Source organism: Streptomyces sp. NPDC091377 (assembly GCF_044757045.1).
Taxonomy (GTDB): Bacteria; Actinomycetota; Actinomycetes; order Streptomycetales; family Streptomycetaceae; genus Streptomyces.
In genome coordinates, this window is the sequence record NZ_JBIVUE010000027.1 from 75,643 (window position 1) to 94,953 (window position 19,311).

The following is a 19,311-nucleotide window of genomic DNA, read 5'->3' on the forward strand; positions in this document are numbered from 1 at the left end:
TTCGAGCGGATTAGCAGTTCCCGTCAACTGTCCGAGCACCGGGCACCCCGAGCGGCGGGTCGAACCCGTCTATTACGCTCGACACCATGGCCGACGCACCGTACAAGCTGATCCTCCTCCGCCACGGCGAGAGCGAGTGGAACGCGAAGAACCTGTTCACCGGCTGGGTGGACGTCAATCTCACCGAGAAGGGCGAGAAGGAGGCGGTCCGCGGCGGTGAGCTGCTGAAGGACGCCGGTCTGCTGCCCGACGTGGTCCACACGTCCCTCCAGAAGCGCGCGATCCGCACCGCGCAGCTCTCGCTGGAGGCCGCCGACCGCCACTGGATCCCGGTCCACCGCCACTGGCGGCTGAACGAGCGCCACTACGGCGCCCTCCAGGGCAAGGACAAGGCGCAGACGCTGGCGGAGTACGGCGAGGAGCAGTTCATGCTGTGGCGCCGCTCCTACGACACCCCGCCCCCGCCGCTGGACCGTGACGCCGAGTACTCCCAGTTCGACGACCCGCGCTACGCGACCCTGCCGCCGGAGCTGCGCCCGCGGACGGAGTGCCTGAAGGACGTCGTCGTCCGGATGCTGCCGTACTGGTTCGACGCCATCGTCCCGGACCTGCTGACCGGCCGGACCGTCCTGGTGGCGGCCCACGGCAACAGCCTGCGCGCCCTGGTCAAGCACCTGGACGGCATCTCGGACGCCGACATCGCCGGCCTCAACATCCCCACCGGCATCCCCCTCTCGTACCACCTCGACCACGACTTCAACCCCCTCAACCCGGGCGGCACCTACCTCGACCCGGCCGCCGCGGCGGCAGCCATCGAGGCGGTCAAGAACCAGGGCAAGAAAAAGTAGGCCCAGGGCAAGACGAAGTAGGCCGGACGCTTCAAGCCCCCTGTCCGTGGGTGTTCCCCCTCGGGCAGGGGGCTTTGTGCCGGGTGGAGGTCGGTCGGGGGCCGGGACGGCCGGGGGTGTGGGTGGGGCCGGTGGCCGGTTTTGAGGCGGATGTCGGGGAAACGGGCGTCCTCGCCGTGTCGTCGTTGGTAGCTTCCCGCCCATGGCATTCGAACCCGGTGTCGAACTCAGACACGTTCTTTCCCGGATGAGCGGTTTCGCCATCGGCGACACCGACTACGTGTCCTACTTCGGCAACGACACCGGGGAGCGCCTGATCTACGTCCACAAGTGGGGAGAGGCGTCCGGCCTGCTGCTCCACTCCGACCTGGACTGGGACCCCCAGCCGGTGAAGGGCCCGCCGACCACGCTGGGCGACACCGCGACCGGCGCCCAGAAGCGGGCCCTCAGCAGTGTGAGCGTGGACGACGACGGCCGGCTCCTGGACACCCCCGTGTGCGGCGACATCATCCTCGGCCGCGAGGAAGCACAGTGGCTGGCCGCCTGCTACACCGCGACCGCCCCCCTGCGGGACGCCGGCTGAGCCACCGGCCGCACCGCCGCGCGCGAAGGGCCCCTGTACCGGGTGGGTACGGGGCCCTTCGTGTCGTACGCGCCGAACGGGCCGGCTAACCGCACTGGCACGGACCGCCCTGCTGGCATCCGCAGGTGCAGCCCGAACCGCAGCCGCAGGCCGCGAGCAGAGGGAGGCTCAGCGCCTCCGGGGGCCGTTCGGTGGGACGGTCCTGCGTCGGGTCGGGCGTGGGGCTGGGGGATTCGGCCATGGGTCCCTCCTCGGGGCGCACTCCGCACACCGCTCCGGACACGGTTCCGGGCGCGCCTACGCCCATTGGACGCCCCGCCCGCCGGTCGCATCAACGGCGCATCGATGCTCGCGCGCGCCCCCCGCCACCTCGGACGATGCCAGGCGCCTATGCGCCCCTCGCCGGACAGCAGGCATGCGCCCCGGCCCCCGAGGTCACGCGCCGTCCACCCCGGTCACCGCCTGGGCGTCCGGCTGCAGCTCGTCCGCGTGCTCGCCGGTGACCAGGAACACCACGCGCTTGGCGACCGCCACCGCGTGGTCCGCGAACCGCTCGTAGTAGCGGCCCAGCAGCGTCACGTCCACGGCCGTCTCGATGCCGTGCTTCCAGCGGTCGTCCATCAGGTGCTGGAAGAGCGTGCGGTGCAGCAGGTCCATCGCGTCGTCGTCGGTCTCCATCTGCATCGCGAGATCGACGTCCTTGGTGATGATCACCTCCGCCGCCTTCGCCATCAGCCGCTGCGCGAGCTGGCCCATCTCCAGGATCGTGGAGTGCAGGTCGTGCGGGATCGCCCGCTCCGGGAAACGCAGCCGGGTCAGCTTCGCCACATGCTGGGCGAGGTCGCCGGAGCGCTCCAGATCGGCCGACATCCGCAGCGAGGTGACCACGATCCGTAGATCCGTCGCCACCGGCTGCTGTCGCGCGAGCAGGTCTATCGCGCGGGCCTCAAGATCGTGCTGGAGATCGTCGATCCGCTTGTCACCCTCGATGACGTTCTCTGCCAGCTTCAGATCGGCGTCGAGGATGGCCGTCGTGGCGCGACCGATCGCCGACCCGACCAGCCGGGCCATCTCCACCAGACTGTCGCTGATCGAATCGAGTTCCTCGTGGTACGCGTCCCGCATCTGGGTTCCTCTCGTGCTCGTTCCAGGGGCTCTCAGGGGTCCGACCCTGCCGTACGGCACCGCCGCGCGGTGCCTCGGCCGGCGTCCCTGTGGCGCATCGGACACCGCGGGCCCCACCCCACGCTCTCACCCTCGACCGCGTACGCGTCCGGATCCGCCACCCCGAATGAACCGATACTGGCTCCAAGGTGAACTCTGGGCGACGAGTGTTCGAGGTGGACCGCTGATGACTGTGGGCATGTCGTACCCCATGCCTAACCTGGGAGCATGGACGTGAACGCGGCGGTCGCCGCAGCGGCAGCGATCGCCGGTGTACTCACCGGCGTCATCGCCATGCTGGCGTTCCGCTGGAGCGAGCGCGACCTGAAACGGCCGACACGCACCTCCCTGCACACCGACCCGGTGCTCCCGCCCGGGGTCGACACCGTGCTCTCCGTGCTGCGCTCCTCCGCGGTCGTCCTCGACGAGGCCGACGCCGTGGTCAAGGCCAGCTCCGCCGCCTACGCCCTGGGACTGGTGCGGGGCGGCAAGCTCGCCGTCGAGCCCATGCTCAAGATGGCCCGCGACACCCGCCGCGACGGCGAGATACGCCAGGTCGAACTCGACCTGCCTCGTCGTGGCACCGGCCGCGGCGAGGCTCTCGCCGTCTCCGCCCGGGTCGCCCCGCTGGGCTCCCGGCTCGTGCTGCTGCTGGTCGAGGACCTCACCGAGGCGCGGCGCATAGAGGCCGTCCGGCGCGATTTCGTCGCCAACGTCAGCCATGAGCTGAAGACCCCGGTGGGCGCCCTCTCCCTGCTCTCCGAGGCGGTCATGGACGCCGCCGACGACCCGGAGGCCGTACAGCGCTTCGCCGGGCGGATGCAGATCGAGGCGACCCGCCTGACCAATCTGGTCCAGGAGCTGATCGACCTCTCCCGGGTGCAGAACGACGACCCGCTGGAGGACGCCGAGCCGGTCCGGGTGGACGAACTGGTCGCCGAGGCCATCGACCGCTGCCGGCACGCGGCGGGCACCAAACAGATCACCATAGCCGCCTCCATACAAGGGCCCCAGGGAACCCAGGGAACTCAGGGAACCCAGGGAACTCAGGGAACCCAGGGAACTCAGGGAACCCAGGGAACTCAGGGGACCCAGGGGCCTCAGGGTCAGGGGCCTCAGGGCCTCGAAGGGTCCGAGGGGCTCCTCTCCGAGAGGAGGGGCGGCAGCCGGACGGCCGACGGTGACCTGCACATCTGGGGCAACCGGGGCCAGCTCGCCGCCGCCCTCGGCAACCTCGTGGAGAACGCCGTCAACTACTCGCCCGCCCGCACCCGCGTCGGCATCGCCGCCCGCCGGATCGGCGCCTCGGGCGGCGACGCCATCGAGATCGCCGTCACCGACCAGGGCATCGGCATCTCCGACAAGGACAAGGAGCGCATCTTCGAGCGCTTCTACCGCGTCGACCCGGCCCGCTCCCGAGCCACCGGCGGTACGGGCCTCGGTCTCGCGATCGTCAAGCACGTGGCCGCCTCGCACGGCGGGGAGGTCACGGTGTGGAGCTCGGAGGGTCAGGGCTCCACGTTCACCCTGCGGCTGCCGGAGGCGGGCGCCGCCCGCGACCGGGCACAGCAGCAGGAGCATCCCGCTCTCGACGACGAGGCCGGGCCGTCCGCGGGTGCGTCCCACTCCGCCCGATCCCACCCGTCCTCCACTGCTCCATCCCCAGAGTCAACCGCGTACCAGACGCTTTCCGCCCCGGAGGTCCTTCCGTGACCCGAGTGCTCGTCGTCGAGGACGAGGAGTCCTTCTCCGACGCCCTGTCGTACATGCTCCGCAAGGAGGGCTTCGAGGTCGCCGTCGCGACCACCGGGCCCGACGGACTCGACGAGTTCGAGCGCAACGGCGCCGATCTCGTCCTCCTCGACCTGATGCTGCCCGGGCTGCCGGGCACGGAGGTCTGCCGCCAGCTCCGCGGTCGCTCCAACGTCCCCGTCATCATGGTGACGGCCAAGGACAGCGAGATCGACAAGGTCGTCGGGCTGGAAATAGGAGCCGATGACTACGTCACCAAGCCGTTCTCCTCGCGCGAGCTGGTGGCCCGTATCCGGGCCGTCCTGCGCCGCCGCGGCGAGCCGGAGGAGGTGACCCCGGCGGCCCTGGAGGCCGGCCCGGTCCGTATGGACGTCGACCGCCATGTGGTCACCGTCAGCGGCTCCAAGGTCGACCTCCCCCTCAAGGAGTTCGACCTCCTGGAGATGCTGCTGCGCAACGCGGGCCGTGTCCTGACCCGGATGCAGCTCATCGACCGCGTCTGGGGCGCCGACTACGTGGGCGACACCAAGACCCTGGACGTCCACGTCAAGCGCCTGCGCGCCAAGATCGAGCCGGACCCGGGCGCCCCGCGCTACCTGGTGACGGTCCGCGGCCTGGGCTACAAGTTCGAGCCGTAAACCGCCCCCCCTCGGGCGACGGGGCCGAACCTGGCCATTCGCTTCGGCGTCCGGGCCGGCTCCCGTTCGGCCCAGCCCCGTTCGAGCCATCAACCGAACACCCTCCACCCGAACCGGGCGGACGCCCCCAGGAAGCCCCGAAGCCGAGCCCCCACACGACGATGGGCGGGACCTCTTCTCAGAGGTCCCGCCCATCGTCGTCAGCGGACCAGCCGGACCAGCCCCAACAGCCGGAGCAGCCCCAATAGCCCCAACAGCCGGAACAGCCCCAACAGCTATCCGGCTACGACAGCTCAGTGGCCGCCGGTCTCACCGGTCTCACCGGTCTCGGCCGTGTCACCCGTGTCACCCGTCTCACCGGAGTCCTCCGCACCCGCGCCGTCGGCCGGCGTCTCGGAGCCCGAGGCGCCGTCCGACGCGGAACCGGACGCGGTGGAGGACGGCTCCCCGGAGGGCTCCCCGCTGCTCCCCCCGCTCGGCGAGGCGCTGCTCTTCGCCGACGGCACCGCGGTCGGGCCCCAGCTGGTGAAGAAGCTCTCGGCGGGCACGACGAACGCCTGGAGGCCCACCTCGCCGGTGCTGCTGAAGGTGAAGGTGACCTGCTGCGCGTCGCCGTCGGTGAGCTTCTCGCCGTTGCTGATCACGGCGGAGGCGTTGTCCTTGCCACCGATGATCACGGAGCCGCCGGCCGGGACGCTCAGCTTGCCCTTGCCGCTCGCGGGGGAGATGTCGGCGTCGCCGATGCCCTCCACGTTGATGGACTCAAGGGTCTGGGCCTTGGTACCGGCGTTGAACAGGGTCGCGGAGACCGCCGCCGGGCCACCGGCCTCGGGGTCGGGCTGGGTGATGACGATCGCGTTCTGGACCTTGATGTCACCGACACTCGTCGCGGCGTTGTCCGGATTGATCTGAAGGGTCTGCGAGTTGTTGCCGGCGCCGCAGGCGGCGAGCGAGGCGATCGAGAACGCGATGGCGGAGGCGGCGAGGGCGCCGCGTCGAAGGCTGCTGCTCACTCGGCGGCAACTCCTTGAACACAGGGGCGGCTTCCCTTGTAAAGCCGCCCTAAGAATCGGTCAGCGCGCTTAGGTTACCGAGCCGTTCCCGCCGGTCCGCACCCGACCCTCCCTAACGGATCACATCGTTCGACGGGCGGCCGGGTGCGCCCACCAGGCGGCACGCCGCACCCGGGGGACGCCTCCCGGGTCCACCCGCGCCACAAGTGACCCACCGGTCACTTTGACCCCACGCTTGTTCGCCATTCACATAAGCCCTTCGGGCATACCGTCGCGATAATTCCTTGTGAAGGAAACGCGACGGGAATCCGGGCCCCGAAATTGATCACCGGGCGCCCCGATGAGCGCTGTGTGATCAATTCCGGAATCGGCCAGGACCCGCCGCCCGGCACCGAACGGAGTAGCGGAACTCGTGCACTTGAAACCGGACATATGCGGACGTTAGTCCGCTTGGTGGGGGTCCTGGATGTGTGTAACGTGCGCGTTTCTCTCCCCTCGGACAGCCCCTCCCACCTGCGAATACCTGCTCCCGAAGGCCCGCCGCAGCACGTTCCGGTCGCTGTTGTCAAGCCCTGAGATATGCCCTGACCTGCGAAAACGCCATTCAGAACCCGCCGTTTCCGTGTTACCCTGGATAGCCACGGAAGGGGTACCTGTCACATGACGTTCAAGGTTGGCGACACCGTGGTCTATCCCCATCACGGGGCCGCGCTGATCGAGGCCATCGAAACTCGCCAGATCAAAGGCGTGGACAAGACCTACTTGGTGCTGAAGGTCGCCCAGGGTGACCTGACGGTACGTGTGCCAGCGGACAATGCGGAGTTCGTCGGCGTGCGTGATGTGGTCGGTCAGGACGGGCTGGACCGGGTCTTCGAGGTGTTGCGCGCGCCGTACGCCGAGGAGCCCACGAACTGGTCCCGTCGCTACAAGGCAAACCTGGAGAAGCTCGCCTCCGGCGATGTCATCAAGGTCGCGGAAGTCGTGCGTGACCTGTGGCGTCGTGAGCGCGAGCGCGGACTGTCCGCCGGTGAGAAGCGGATGCTCGCCAAGGCCCGCCAGATCCTGGTGAGCGAGCTTGCTCTCGCGGAGAACACCAACGAGGACAAGGCCGAGGCGCTCCTCGACGAGGTCCTCGCCTCCTGACCTCGGCCCCAGCCGAGTCAGCCCCGCACACCGAAATGCCGCGGTGCCCGATGACGTCCCAGACGTCGCCGGGCGCTGCGGCATGTTCGTACCCGGACGGATACGCCACACCGAGGCGATCGGGAGATCACCGAGGCGATCGGGAGATCGCTGACGCGAGCGCCCCACGCCGGGGAAAGATCACCCCGGTACTGTGCGTGCCGGGCCCGGGCAACCGCCTCGACCAGGGTCACGGAAGGGTCCGGTCAAGGCCGCCTGCCCGGCACGATGTGGCCATACCCAAGTAGGCCGAGCACACAAACCTTGACAGGAACCGATGTCTGACGTTTCGCGACCTTCGCCCGCAGGGATCCGTACCGCCGCGGTCATCCCGGCCGCCGGCCGCGGGGTACGGCTGGGTCCGGGCGCCCCCAAGGCGCTCCGCGCGCTGGGCGGCACCCCGATGCTGATCCACGCCGTCCGCGCGCTCGCCGCCTCCCGCCATGTCTCCCTGGTCGTCGTCGTGGCCCCGCCCGAGGGCGCCGCCGAGGTCAAGTCACTGCTCGACGCGCACGCCCTGCCGGAGCGGACCGACTTCCTCGTGGTCCCCGGCGGTGAGACCCGCCAGGAGTCCGTGAAGCTGGGCCTGGACGCCCTGCCGCCCGGCTACGAGGTCGTCCTGGTCCATGACGCGGCCCGTCCGCTGGTCCCCGTGGACACCGTGGACGCCGTCGTCGAGACCGTCCGCGACGGCGCCCCGGCCGTCGTACCGGCCCTGCCGCTCGCCGACACCGTCAAGGAGGTCGTGCCCGCGACGGCCCCCGGCGAGCCCGAGCCCGTGGTGGCCACCCCCGAACGGGCCCGGCTCCGCGCGGTCCAGACCCCGCAGGGCTTCGACCGCGACACCCTGGTCCGCGCCCACGCGACCGTCACCGACGCCGTCACCGACGACGCCGGAATGATCGAACAGCTCGGACTCACCGTCGTGGTCGTCCCCGGCCACGAGGAGGCGTTCAAGGTCACCCGCCCCCTGGACCTGGTCCTCGCCGAGGCCGTCCTCGCCCGCCGGAGGCTCAACGATGGCTTCTGACCCGACCCGGCTCCCCCCGCCCCCTCCCTTCCCCCCGCTGCCCCAGGTCGGCATCGGCACCGACATCCACGCCTTCGAGGAGGGCCGCGAGCTGTGGTGCGCGGGCCTCAAGTGGGAGGGCGAGGGCCCGGGACTGGCCGGCCACTCCGACGCCGACGTCGTCGCCCACGCCGCCTGCAACGCCCTCTTCTCCGCCGCCGGTCTCGGTGACCTGGGGCAGCACTTCGGCACCGGCCGCCCCGAGTGGTCCGGCGTGTCCGGCACGACCCTGCTGACCGAGGCCGCCCGTATCGTCCGCGAGGCCGGTTTCGCCATCGGCAACATCGCCGTACAGGTCGTAGGCCCCCGCCCCAAGGTCGGCAAGCGCAGGGACGAGGCCCAGAAGCTGCTCTCGGAGGCGGCCGGGGCCCCGGTCTCGGTGTCCGGCGCGACCACGGACGGCCTCGGATTCCCCGGCCGCGGCGAGGGGCTGATGGCGGTGGCGACGGCCCTGGTGGTGCGCAGGGCGTAGCGAAGCGCGGGCGCGCGCCCGGACGACCGCGGCCGTTGCCCCGTACGGCGCACCGCACTATGTCACGCCCACTACCCTGGACACGTGACTATTCGCCTGTACGACACCAGCGCCCGGCAGATCCGTGACTTCACCCCGCTCGTCCCGGGCTGTGTCTCGATCTACCTGTGCGGCGCCACGGTGCAGGCACCCCCGCACATCGGCCACATCCGCTCGGGTCTGAACTTCGACATCCTGCGCCGCTGGTTCGCGTACCGCGGCTATGACGTGACGTTCATCCGCAACGTCACGGACATCGACGACAAGATCATCCGGAAGTCGGCCGAGCAGGGCCGCCCCTGGTGGTCCATCGGCTACGAGAACGAGCGGGCGTTCAACGACGGCTACCGCGCGCTCGGCTGCCTGCCGCCGACGTACGAGCCCCGGGCCACCGGTCACATCACCGAGATGGTCGAGATGATGCGCGGCCTGATCGAACGCGGTCACGCCTACGAGGCCGAGGGCAACGTCTACTTCGACGTACGGTCGCTGCCCGGCTATCTGTCGCTGTCGCGGCAGGAGCTGGACGGGCTGCGGCAGCCCGCCGAGGACGGCGAGACCGGCAAGCGGGACCCGCGTGACTTCGCCATGTGGAAGGCGGCCAAGCCGGGCGAGCCCGACTGGGAGACGCCGTTCGGCCGGGGCCGCCCCGGCTGGCACCTGGAGTGCTCGGCGATGGCCCACAAGTACCTGGGCCCGGTCTTCGACGTCCACGGCGGCGGTATCGACCTGATCTTCCCGCACCACGAGAACGAGATCGCCCAGGCCCGCGGCTTCGGCGACGAGTTCGCCCGGTACTGGGTGCACAACGCGTGGGTCACCATGAGCGGCGAGAAGATGTCGAAGTCGCTCGGCAACTCGGTGCTGGTCAGCGAGATGGTCAAGCAGTGGCGGCCGATCGTGCTCCGCTACTACCTGGGCACCCCGCACTACCGCTCGACCATCGAGTACAGCGAGGAGGCCCTGCGCGAGGCCGAGTCCGCGTTCGCGCGGATCGAGGGCTTCCTCCAGCGGGTCGTGGAACTGTCCGGGGGCCCGGTCGAGCCCGCCGCCGAGGTGCCGCCCGCCTTCGCCGAGGCGATGGACGACGACCTGGGCGTCCCGCAGGCCCTCGCCGTCGTCCACAACACCGTCCGGCAGGGCAACAGCGCGCTGGCCGCCGACGACAAGGAGAGCGCGGTCGCCCGGCTCTCCGAGGTCCGCGCCATGCTGGGCGTGCTGGGCCTGGACCCGCTCGACCCGCACTGGGCCGGCGAGAGCGACCGGGGCGAGGATCTGCACGGCGTGGTCGACAGCCTCGTACGCCTGGTGCTCGACCAGCGTCAGGCGGCCCGCGCCCGTAAGGACTGGGCCACCGCCGACGCGATCCGCGACCAGCTCGGCCAGGCGGGACTGGCCATCGAGGACAGCCCGCAGGGTCCGCGCTGGAGCCTCGGCTCCCGCTGACGGCACCCACCCACCAGGTGCCGCCGGGACGCCCGGGCGGCACACTGCACAGACGTACGCAGTACTCACTCACAGACAGGTAGATCATGGCCGCGAACAACCGCCGCATGTCCGGCAAGAAGGGCGCGCAGGTCGGCAGTGGCGGCCAGCGGCGCCGGGGCCTCGAAGGCAAGGGGCCGACGCCGCCCGCCGAGATGCGCAAGGGGCACGCCAAGCAGCGCGCCGCACAGGCCAAGACCCGGCGGGCGCAGACCGGTGGCCGGCCGCAGCCGCGGCGCGGTGGCGGCCGGAGCACGTCCGAGCTGGTCGTCGGCCGCAACCCGGTGGCGGAGGCGCTGCGCGAGGGCGTGCCCGCGTCCACCCTCTACGTCCAGCAGTTCATCGACAACGACGAGCGGGTGCGCGAGGCGCTCCAGCTCGCGGCCGAGCGCGGCGGGATCAACCTCATGGAGGCCCCGCGCCCGGAGCTGGACCGGATGACGAACGGGCTGAACCACCAGGGGCTGGTGCTCCAGGTGCCGCCGTACGAGTACGCGCACCCGGAGGACCTCGCCGCCGCTGCCGCCGACGAGGGCCGGGACCCGCTGATCGTGGCGCTGGACGGGGTGACCGACCCGCGCAACCTCGGCGCGGTCGTCCGCTCGGTGGCGGCGTTCGGCGGCCACGGGGTCGTCGTGCCGGAGCGGCGCGCGGCCGGGATGACCGCGGGCGCGTGGAAGACGTCCGCGGGGGCGGCGGCCCGTACGCCGGTGGCCCGGGCCACCAATCTGACGCGGGCGCTGGAGGCGTACAAGAAGGCCGGCATCGCGGTCGTCGGTCTCGCGGCCGACGGCGAGGCCGAGGTCGGCGACGTGGCGGCGCTGGACGGCCCGGTCGTGATCGTCGTGGGCAGCGAGGGCAAGGGCCTGTCCCGGCTGGTCGGCGAGACCTGCGACGTACGGGTGCGCATCCCGATGCCGGGCGGCGCCGAGTCGCTCAACGCGGGTGTGGCGGCGGGCATCGTGCTGTACGAGGCGTCCCGACGGCGACGCTGACGGAGCGGTGGGGGACGGGGGTGTGGGGGACGGGGTGTGGCCCAGGGGGCTGGCGGTGCGGGGTGCGCGGCGCGCGGCTGGCGGGCCTGAGGCGTCGGGTGTGGGTGACGCGGCTGCGGGCCTGACGGTGCGGGGGTGCGGTGACGGCGCGGGTGGTGGGGGCGGTGTGGTCCGCGCGGCTGCGGGCCTCATGTGCCGGGCGTGGGCAGCGCGGTGGCGCTGACGGTGCGGGTGGCCCGGTGACGGCGCGGGTGCGGGCGCGGTGTGGTCTGCGCGGCTGCGGGCCTCATGTGCCGGGCGTGGGCAGCGCGGTGGCGCTGACGGTGCGGGTGGCCCGGTGACGGCGCGGGCGCGTGGCCTGCGCGCCTGACTGCGCGGGTACGGGTGGCACGGCTGCGGGCCGCTTGCGTCGGTGCGCGTGGCGGCGGATCTCGCGGTGCCGGGCCCGGCTGGTGGGGCGACGGGCTGACGGCGTTGGGCCGAAGGTGGTGGGGGCGGGCCGGGGGCGCTGATGGACGGGTGCCGCTGGGCGCCGTCGGTCTGGACGCTCGTGCGTTGATCTGGACGCTCGTGCGTTGGTTCACCCGGATGGGTTAAATCCGACGTCCCCGACAAGCTTGACGGGGTCCGGACAGATCCGGCGGGTCAAAGCAGTGTCCTAAGCACACATCACTCGGTTAGATGAGTGTGGACACCAGAACACCCCGCACACCCAACGGGGGCCGCTCGTCGGGGTTCAGCTCCGGATTCGGTTCCGGTTCCGGCTTCGGTTCCGGGCTCGACGAAGCTCCCGCGCTGAGCATGGTGAAGGTGCCGAGCGATCCGGCGCAGGTCATCGTCGCTCACGCCAGCTTCCGCGTGCAGCTGGGCGCTTCCTCGGGGCGGGCCCAGTCGGCGCGCGTCGCCGGGCATCCGCCCGCCGGTCAGGCCACGGCCCGAGTCCCCGCCGGTACGGCCGCGGGCAGAGCCGAAGGGCCCGGCGCCGCCGCCCGGCGCCGCCCCGTCGTCTGGAGCGGCCGTTCGGCCCCCGACGACACCGGCGCCCACCGCCTCCTCCAGGCCGTGCGCAGCGCGGGCGTCCGCCACCCCGAAGAGCCCTCCGACGCGGGCGCGACCCAGGTCATCCCCCGCGTCGGCTCATCCCCCGCCGGGTACGACGACTACGAGGACGAACTCGTCCAGACCGTCGAGACCCCCCTCGTCGGCGCCCAGCGCACCCCGCACGGCGAGGGCACCCGCCTGCTGCCGCACATGCGCACGGTGGGCAGCGCCGACGACGAGTCCCCCTACGACGAACTCGCCCACGGCGGCGACCGGTTCGACGACGAGGGGTACGAGCGGTACGACGGCAACGACAACGACTACGACTACGACGGCAACGACTACGACGACGGCGACCCGGAGTTCCGGCCCGACGGCCGCGCCCGGCGCCACGGCGACGACCCCGCGCGCCACGCCTACTACCCCGGCCGCCGGATGAACCTCGGCGTCGTCCTGCTCCCGCTGCGTATCTTCCTCGGCTTCATCTCCATCTACGCCGGTATGGGCAAGCTCTGCGACCCCGTCTACTTCGACGGCGGCGCGCGTGGCTCGATGGTGAAGTGGCTCAACACCCTGCATCCGTGGGAGGTCGCCGAGCCGCTGCGCCAGTTCGCCCTCGAACACCCCGTCGGCTCCGGCCTGGTGATCGCCTTCCTCCAGGTCATCGTGGGTGTGCTCACGGTGCTGGGCTGCTGGCAGCGGGTCGCCGCGGTGGGCGGGGCGCTGCTCTCCGCCGCGCTGCTCGTCACGGTGAGCTGGAAGAGCGTCCCCGTCTACGACGCGCCGGACATCATCTACCTCGCCGCCTGGTCGCCGCTGATCATCGCGGGCGCCCCCGTCTACTCCGTGGACGGCCGGCTCGCGGGCAGCGCCTGGCGCCGCCTCGGTCCCCGTGCCGACCTGTGGGACCTGCGCCGCTACGTCCTGCGCCGGGGCGCGCTCGTCTCCGCCATCGTCATCGGGCTCACCCTGCTGATCGGCTCGCTGCTCGGCGGGGCGGTCCGGGACTCGGACCGGGTGGTCGTGCCGGGTCCGGGCGAGGCGCCGCGCAACGAACTGCCGGGCTCCCCGCTGCCGGAGCGGTCCGCCGAGCGCAAGGAGAGCGGTACGCCGTCGGCGGACTCCGGTGCCCCCACGCAGGGCGCCACCTCGGCGGCGCCGACCGCGGGTACCACCACCACGCCGGGCGCCACCCAGGACACCGGCGCCGTGGACGGCGGTGCGCCGAGCCAGACGCAGGGCACGACGGGCGACGGTCAGGCCCCGCCGCAGCAGCCCACGCAGGAACAGCAGCAGGCCCCCAGCACCTCCGGCCCCGCCTCCGGCGGCCCCGCGGGCGCCCCTGACACCGGCTCCGGCGGCGCCCCTGCGGGCTCGGGCGGCACCGGTGGCTCGGGCGGTACCGGCGGCTCCGGTGGCTCCTCCTCGTCCGGTGAGCCCGGGCTGGTGGGCGGCCTGTTGGGGTAGCGGGGCCGGTGGGCGCCGTCATCGACGGCCGACCCCCCGGCTGACCAACACGGCAACAACAGCCCCGTGCCTCCCGCAGAGGGAGCCACGGGGCTGTGTCGTACGCAACCCTTTACAACCCCTCACAACCCCTTACGGGAACTTCCTGGCAGGGCTGCTCGCAGCCCCCAGCCCCGCCCTACCTCCCCAGCGCGGCCAGTTCCTTCGCCGCCTCGGTCAGATCCTTCGCCGTGTCGATCGCCCGCCAGTACGCGCCCTGGGGAATGGGGAATCCGGCCAGCCGCCGTTCGCGGGCGAGATGGGGAAACGTCGTCCGTTCGTGGTCGCCCCGCTGGGGGAGCATCGCGGTGAACCCGGGGGAGAAGACGTAGACGCCCGCGTTGACCTCGTAGGTCGTGGGCGGGGCCTCGATGAAGTCGGTGATGTGACCGAAGCCGTCGGTCTGCACGGCCCCCCAGGGGATCCGCGGACGGGCGAGCGCGAGGGTGGCGACCGCGTCGCGCTCGGCGTGGAAGTCGGCCATGTCCCGCAGGGAGAAACGGGTCCAGATGTCGCCGTTGGTGGCGTACCAGGGCCGGTCGGGGTGAGGGAGGAAGGAGGCCGCGTACTTCAGTCCGCCGCCGCGGCCGAGCGGCTCGGTCTCCACGGCGGTGGTGACCCGCAGGGGCAGATCGGCGGCGGCCGACTCCAGCCAGGTCTGCAGCACCTCGGCGAGGTGGCCGCAGCTGACCACCACGTCCGTGACGCCCTCCTCGGCGAGCCAGGCGAGCTGATGACCGATGATCGGCGTCCCCGTGCCGGGGATCTCGACCATCGGCTTGGGCCGGTCGTCGGTGTACGGGCGCAGCCGGGTCCCCTGGCCACCGGCGAGGACGACGGCCTGGACGGGCCGGGAGGCGGCGTTCGGATCAGTCATGCCGGCACTGTACGTCGCGGGCGGCGCGGGGCCGCTGAGAGGCGCCTGGGGCGCGGGAGGGGCGGTACGGGGGCCCTTGGGGGCTGGGGGAGGCTGAGGGGCGGGTCCGGGCGCCGTCACGGAGGCGTGGGAGGCCGTGTCGAGGTGGTGGTGGAGCGGGGCGGGCCTCGGGTCCGTCCCCCGTCCGTCACGGCGCCGTACGTCTCAGCCGTGGGCGGCGACCACGCCGGTGGCGTAGGAGGTGTCGCAGACCGGGCGGGCGAAGGACTGGGCGCGGGTCGGGCCGTAGATCTGGACCGCGGCGCGGCCGAGGGCGCGGGCGATGGAGGCGCAGTGCCGGGCCAGCGACGGACGGCTGTCGACCGCGAGTTGGAGGTGGGTCAGCGCGATGCCGGGGTCCTTGTCCTGCAACTCGGCGAGCAGCTTGTCGCGCAGCACCTCGTGGGGGGCGCGGGGGGCGGCCGGCTTGGCGTCGGACACGGCGGTGTCGGCGGCGGTGAGCACCGAGTTGTCGGGGCTGCCCGACCAACTGACGCGGGTGACCGCGAGGGTCCCGGAGAGCACCAGGACGACGGGCAGGACGAGGGCGAGGGAGCGGCCGATCCGGCGGGCGGGACCCCGGCCGCTTCGCGTCGCTTCTGTGGAGGAGTGCTTCACGGTGTGCTTCACGCGAGTGAGGGTAGCGCCCGGTGATGATTTGGCGACATTTAGTCACCGATTCGGGGGATGAAGTGGTGCCCGATTGTGGGTACGGGGTTGACGTACACCGCTCGAAATGTCTGGTGTGCCGGATTATTTGTCAACGTGCGACGCGAACGGAAACGACCCCGCAGGCGGTTTGCGGGGTCGTTTCCGTCGATCGGCCGCGCTGGGCCGCGGCGGTGTGCTGCTGGGACGGTCCGCTGAGCGGTGCTGCCGGGAGGTGCTGCTCAGGGGGTGTGGCCGGGGACCGCTCAGTCGGAGAGGCGGGCGCCCGAGGAGGTGGAGAAGACGTGGGTCTCGCCGGAGCGCGGCACGACGTGCAGCTGGCTGCCCTTCTCCGGGACCTCGCGGCCGTTGACGCGGACCACGATGTCCTTCGAAGTGTTGTCGAGCGTGGCGGTGCCGTAGACGTAGGCGTCGGCGCCGAGTTCCTCCACCACGTTGACGGTGATCGCGAGACCCTGGTCGGACTCGGCGCCGGCCACGTCGAAGTGCTCGGGGCGGATGCCGACGGTGACGGTCTTGTCGGTGGCGGCGGCCAGCGCGTCACGGTCGACCGGGACCACGCTGTTGCCGAACTTCACACCGCCGTCGGTGATCGGGACCTCGACCAGGTTCATGGCCGGGGAGCCGATGAAGCCGGCGACGAAGAGGTTGGCGGGGCGGTCGTACATGTTGCGCGGCGAGTCGACCTGCTGGAGCAGACCGTCCTTGAGGACGGCGACACGGTCGCCCATCGTCAGGGCCTCGACCTGGTCGTGGGTGACGTAGACCGTGGTGATGCCGAGGCGGCGCTGGAGGGAGGCGATCTGCGTACGGGTCGAGACCCGGAGCTTGGCGTCCAGGTTGGACAGCGGCTCGTCCATGAGGAACACCTGGGGCTCGCGGACGATCGCGCGGCCCATGGCGACACGCTGGCGCTGACCGCCGGAGAGGGCCTTCGGCTTGCGGTCGAGGTACTCGGTGAGGTCGAGGATCTTCGCGGCCTCTTCGACCTTCTGCCGGATCTCGGCCTTGTTGATGCCGGCGATCTTCAGGGCGAAGCCCATGTTGTCGGCGACGCTCATGTGCGGGTACAGCGCGTAGTTCTGGAACACCATGGCGATGTCCCGGTCCTTCGGCGGCAGGTGGGTGACGTCGCGGTCACCGATGTGGATGGTGCCGCCGTTGACGTCCTCAAGCCCCGCGAGCATCCGGAGCGAGGTGGACTTGCCGCAACCCGACGGGCCGACCAGGACGAGGAACTCGCCGTCCTCGATCGAGATGTCGAGCGCGTCGACGGCGGGCTTGGTGGAGCCCGGGTAGATCCGGGTCGCCTTGTCGTACGTGACACTGGCCATGGCTGTGAAACCCCTTCTACCGGCAGGAACGTGCCGGACGATCCGTTGTGGAAGGCGGAGTACAGAGGTGCTGTACGCGCTGTACCTGCTGTTGCAGGTGGTCCAGTCCACGTGGCGTGGACTGGATCTGGACGGTACCTTCCGTTCACCCGTTCTGTCAGTAGTCCATCGCCTGTGAACTTCGCGGAAATTTTCGACGGGGTGCGGCCGGGACCTGGGTACACTGCACGGGCACGCGCGTGCACGACCCTGTGCGCCGTGAGCGCCTCCTTAGCTCAGCTGGTCAGAGCGCCGCTCTTGTAAAGCGAAGGTCGTCGGTTCGAATCCGACAGGGGGCTCTGCTCGCACCTCGCTGACCTGGTGTTTCTTTCTTAGGCGTGGCGCTCGATTCGGCCTCGGACCTGTCGTCCGGGGCCGTTTGCGTGCGCGGTGGGTGAGCGGGCGGGGGGTGATCCCCTGAACATCCCCCAACGGATCACCACGGTGCGGCACGGGCTCGGAGGCTTCCGGCTGGCTTCCGGCGTCAGGGAGGAGGCTCGGGTACGTGTCCGCCGTGATCGCGATGGAGGAGTGGCCGAGCCTTTCCTGAACGGCCTTGGGGTCGGCCCCGGCCGCGTGGACGAGGTCACGGCGCCGTGACGGAGGTCATGGAGGCGTGTGCCTTGATGAAGCGAAGTCTGACGCCGGACGGGTGCCGCGGTTCCCCGTTCTCCTTGGCGCAGATGCGGCCGGTCCCGGCCCAGGCGCCGTCCCACTCCTCGCGGTCCTTGTCCAGCTGGACACGCGGGGACCACACGGCACCCGGCGAGCTGATCAACTCCAACCCGGGAGCACCCCTGCATGCCCGGGGACCACAGGAGTCGACCTGCGCTCTTGTTGGTGGGGGGTGAGGATTTTACCCACTTTGCCAAACTCCGACCTTGCGGGCGTGTAGGGTAATTCGCCCCTCTGTGTGATTACCATCGGACTCCCCTTCCGCTGCCTGCTCCATTCTTGCCGAGGGCGTTGTGAAGGGGTGATGTCCCGTCAGGGTCTTTCAAGCGCATGATGCGGGTACGCGTAGCCGGGCAGGCAACAGCATGCATAGGACGCAAGGCGGCCAGTTGAGGCGCCGCCTGGCAGGACCTCACCCCCACTTGTAAAGCGAAGGTCGTTGGTTCGAAATCCGACAGGGGGCTCCGCTCGCAGCAGGGGGCGAGGCCCCGGAACTCCCAGGTCAGGGAGGGTCCGGGGCCTCTCTCGTTCCCCGCCTTCCCACCCTGGCTACACCTTGCCTGCAAGGTGGGGCTGCGGTCGAGCATGAAGGTCAGGTCACCGGGCGGGTTGCCCGCTCCCCGGGCACGTCTCCCGGTACCGGCCCTCTGGTGATGGGCCGTGGGCTGACCCGACCGAGCGCGACGCCGGCGCCGCAGACCGGACACGATCCCGCGCGCAGGCCGGGATCGAACCGGCTGCCGGGGTGGTGCATGCATCCCATATCAAGCTCCTCACGTGGCGTGGTGGTGCTGGACTGGACGTGCTGTGCAACTCCCCGGTGCGGACCGGCTGGGGTTCGGCCGAGGGGGTCTAGAGCTTCCGCACGAAGGCGCGGGCGGTGTTGTGGAAGAAGACGGTGATGCCCTGGAAGTCCGGCCGTGCCCCTTCGCGGGTGGACCAGCGCTCGATGCGCGCGATCTCGGGAGACTCCGCGCGGCCGATCGCTGCGGCCAGCCACCCCTCTGCTGAGTCGCCCGGCGTCGGTTCGGTCCAGGCGGCCGGGGCGCCCTGGACGGGCTGCTCCTCGTGTTCGTGCCGCTCGCCCTCGGCCAACTGGCCGACGATCCCCCACCGGGTCTCCGTGCCGTTGGCGGTGACAGCGATCCCGTTGGGGGTGTTCGCGTCCTCCAGTGCCTGGACCTGGGTCACTCCGGGCGTGTTCTTCAGTACGTCGAGCGCGAAGGCGGCGAATCGGCGGGGGCGCATGGGCATCAATTCCTCTCGGGGCGGACCGCGTCAGTCTAGGAGCGGCCCGCTGTCGACATGCCGGGCCGCGCGGTACTGCCCGCCCTGGCGGAGACGGCGGCGGATTCAGGGGACTACGGACCCGTTCGGTGCCAGGGCTGCGAGGGTGTGGAGGGCGTGGCCGTCGGGGCAGTAGCGGCGGCTGGTGCAGCGGGGGCAGACGCTCTTGTGGATGTGGTGCACCCGGGTCGCCTCGTGTGTGGTGCAGGGCTGGCACCCTCGCGGACGCCACGACTGTTTGCGACCGTCGATGAGGCTGGTCCGGGGCCCCAGGCCCAGGGCGGCCGGTCCGTCGCACCACACGCAGTGCTGCCCGGTGAGTTGCTCGGTGGTCAGCTCTGTGGTGCGGGGGACGGGGAGGAATTCGGCGGGGTTCATCGGCGGCGCGGGTCGTGCCCGCCGTGCGCCTCCAGCGGGCAGCGCAGCGCGTACGGGGCCGAGTCGCCCGGGTCGCTGTCGTCCTCGGTGTGGGCGGGCATCAGCGCCGCCAGGTCCACCGGCATGACCGCGCCCGCCCCGCATATCCGCCGCTCGTGCGCTTCAGGTGCCGTCGGCATGTCACACCTCCCGCCCACGCCACGACAGGCCGCGCCACGAGAGGCCG

Annotated in this window: 19 protein-coding genes and 1 tRNA gene; 11 read left to right on the forward strand and 9 right to left on the reverse strand. The window is 71.3% G+C overall.

Annotated features, from left to right (window positions below):
• Positions 1-86 precede the first annotated feature (86 nt).
• Together ACIQNG_RS36140 and ACIQNG_RS36145 are read left to right on the forward strand one after the other, a co-directional pair.
• Positions 87-848, forward strand: coding sequence for a phosphoglyceromutase (locus tag ACIQNG_RS36140; protein WP_401428015.1), 762 nt, complete (start codon positions 87-89; stop codon positions 846-848).
• 202 nt (positions 849-1,050) lie between these two features.
• Positions 1,051-1,431: a hypothetical protein gene (locus ACIQNG_RS36145; protein ID WP_401428017.1), complete on the forward strand. Its 381-nt coding sequence runs from the start codon at positions 1,051-1,053 to the stop codon at positions 1,429-1,431.
• A 435-nt stretch (positions 1,432-1,866) separates the two neighbouring features.
• Here ACIQNG_RS36145 and phoU read toward each other — a convergent pair whose 3' ends face one another.
• A complete protein-coding gene (phoU, locus tag ACIQNG_RS36150) occupies positions 1,867-2,556 on the reverse strand; it encodes a phosphate signaling complex protein PhoU (protein ID WP_401428019.1) in 690 nt (229 codons plus the stop codon).
• Between the two features lie 267 nt (positions 2,557-2,823).
• Between phoU and ACIQNG_RS36155 the strand changes: the two genes are divergently transcribed.
• Both ACIQNG_RS36155 and ACIQNG_RS36160 read left to right on the forward strand, forming a co-directional pair.
• Positions 2,824-4,308, forward strand: coding sequence for a sensor histidine kinase (locus tag ACIQNG_RS36155; RefSeq protein WP_401491097.1), 1,485 nt, complete (start codon positions 2,824-2,826; stop codon positions 4,306-4,308).
• The gene (locus ACIQNG_RS36160) at positions 4,305-4,985 is read left to right on the forward strand and encodes a response regulator transcription factor (RefSeq protein WP_015659563.1); all 681 of its coding nucleotides are present in this window, start codon (positions 4,305-4,307) and stop codon (positions 4,983-4,985) included. The genes ACIQNG_RS36155 and ACIQNG_RS36160 overlap by 4 nt, the downstream gene beginning before the upstream one ends.
• Positions 4,986-5,278: 293 nt before the next feature.
• Here the strand turns inward: ACIQNG_RS36160 and ACIQNG_RS36165 are convergent, their stop codons facing one another.
• The gene (locus tag ACIQNG_RS36165) at positions 5,279-5,998 is read right to left on the reverse strand and encodes a DUF461 domain-containing protein (RefSeq protein WP_401491099.1); all 720 of its coding nucleotides are present in this window, start codon (positions 5,996-5,998) and stop codon (positions 5,279-5,281) included.
• Positions 5,999-6,658: 660 nt separating this feature from the next.
• On the opposite strand from ACIQNG_RS36165, the gene ACIQNG_RS36170 reads away from it, so the two are divergent.
• The 6 genes from ACIQNG_RS36170 to ACIQNG_RS36195 all read left to right on the forward strand — a co-directional run bounded on the left by ACIQNG_RS36170 (position 6,659) and on the right by ACIQNG_RS36195 (position 13,748).
• Positions 6,659-7,141, forward strand: coding sequence for a CarD family transcriptional regulator (locus ACIQNG_RS36170; RefSeq protein WP_003953493.1), 483 nt, complete (start codon positions 6,659-6,661; stop codon positions 7,139-7,141).
• 316 nt (positions 7,142-7,457) lie between these two features.
• Entirely contained in the window at positions 7,458-8,210 is a 753-nt protein-coding gene (gene ispD / locus ACIQNG_RS36175) for a 2-C-methyl-D-erythritol 4-phosphate cytidylyltransferase (protein WP_401428026.1), read from the forward strand.
• Positions 8,200-8,721 carry a 2-C-methyl-D-erythritol 2,4-cyclodiphosphate synthase gene (gene ispF / locus ACIQNG_RS36180; protein ID WP_401491102.1) on the forward strand — a complete coding sequence of 174 codons (522 nt, stop codon included), beginning with the start codon at positions 8,200-8,202 and terminating at the stop codon, positions 8,719-8,721. Before ispD ends, ispF begins: the two co-directional genes overlap by 11 nt.
• A gap of 84 nt (positions 8,722-8,805) precedes the next feature.
• Complete coding sequence (cysS, locus tag ACIQNG_RS36185; protein WP_401491105.1) at positions 8,806-10,206, forward strand: cysteine--tRNA ligase; 1,401 nt, start codon at positions 8,806-8,808, stop codon at positions 10,204-10,206.
• Positions 10,207-10,292: 86 nt separating this feature from the next.
• Entirely contained in the window at positions 10,293-11,240 is a 948-nt protein-coding gene (gene rlmB, locus ACIQNG_RS36190; protein ID WP_401428033.1) for a 23S rRNA (guanosine(2251)-2'-O)-methyltransferase RlmB, read from the forward strand.
• Between the two features lie 681 nt (positions 11,241-11,921).
• Positions 11,922-13,748 (forward strand): DoxX family membrane protein, encoded by a 1,827-nt coding sequence (locus ACIQNG_RS36195; protein ID WP_401491108.1) that lies wholly within the window; start codon positions 11,922-11,924, stop codon positions 13,746-13,748.
• Between the two features lie 178 nt (positions 13,749-13,926).
• Here ACIQNG_RS36195 and ACIQNG_RS36200 read toward each other — a convergent pair whose 3' ends face one another.
• From ACIQNG_RS36200 to ACIQNG_RS36210, 3 genes are all read right to left on the reverse strand, one after another.
• Entirely contained in the window at positions 13,927-14,664 is a 738-nt protein-coding gene (locus ACIQNG_RS36200) for an NDP-sugar synthase (RefSeq protein WP_401428039.1), read from the reverse strand.
• Between the two features lie 204 nt (positions 14,665-14,868).
• On the reverse strand, positions 14,869-15,321 hold the full coding sequence (locus tag ACIQNG_RS36205) for a hypothetical protein (RefSeq protein ID WP_401428685.1): 453 nt from the start codon (positions 15,319-15,321) through the stop codon (positions 14,869-14,871).
• A gap of 296 nt (positions 15,322-15,617) precedes the next feature.
• Positions 15,618-16,706 (reverse strand): ABC transporter ATP-binding protein, encoded by a 1,089-nt coding sequence (locus ACIQNG_RS36210; RefSeq protein WP_401428041.1) that lies wholly within the window; start codon positions 16,704-16,706, stop codon positions 15,618-15,620.
• 264 nt (positions 16,707-16,970) lie between these two features.
• Here ACIQNG_RS36210 and ACIQNG_RS36215 point away from each other — a divergent pair.
• Positions 16,971-17,044 (forward strand) — tRNA-Thr (locus ACIQNG_RS36215).
• Between the two features lie 287 nt (positions 17,045-17,331).
• Here the strand turns inward: ACIQNG_RS36215 and ACIQNG_RS36220 are convergent.
• The 4 genes from ACIQNG_RS36220 to ACIQNG_RS36235 all read right to left on the reverse strand — a co-directional run bounded on the left by ACIQNG_RS36220 (position 17,332) and on the right by ACIQNG_RS36235 (position 19,264).
• Positions 17,332-17,529: a hypothetical protein gene (locus ACIQNG_RS36220; RefSeq protein ID WP_401491111.1), complete on the reverse strand. Its 198-nt coding sequence runs from the start codon at positions 17,527-17,529 to the stop codon at positions 17,332-17,334.
• A gap of 743 nt (positions 17,530-18,272) precedes the next feature.
• Positions 18,273-18,668 (reverse strand): hypothetical protein, encoded by a 396-nt coding sequence (locus ACIQNG_RS36225; RefSeq protein ID WP_401428060.1) that lies wholly within the window; start codon positions 18,666-18,668, stop codon positions 18,273-18,275.
• A gap of 105 nt (positions 18,669-18,773) precedes the next feature.
• The gene (locus tag ACIQNG_RS36230; RefSeq protein ID WP_401491113.1) at positions 18,774-19,085 is read right to left on the reverse strand and encodes a hypothetical protein; all 312 of its coding nucleotides are present in this window, start codon (positions 19,083-19,085) and stop codon (positions 18,774-18,776) included.
• Entirely contained in the window at positions 19,082-19,264 is a 183-nt protein-coding gene (locus ACIQNG_RS36235) for a hypothetical protein (RefSeq protein WP_401491114.1), read from the reverse strand. The genes ACIQNG_RS36230 and ACIQNG_RS36235 overlap by 4 nt, the downstream gene beginning before the upstream one ends.
• Positions 19,265-19,311: the final 47 nt, after the last annotated feature.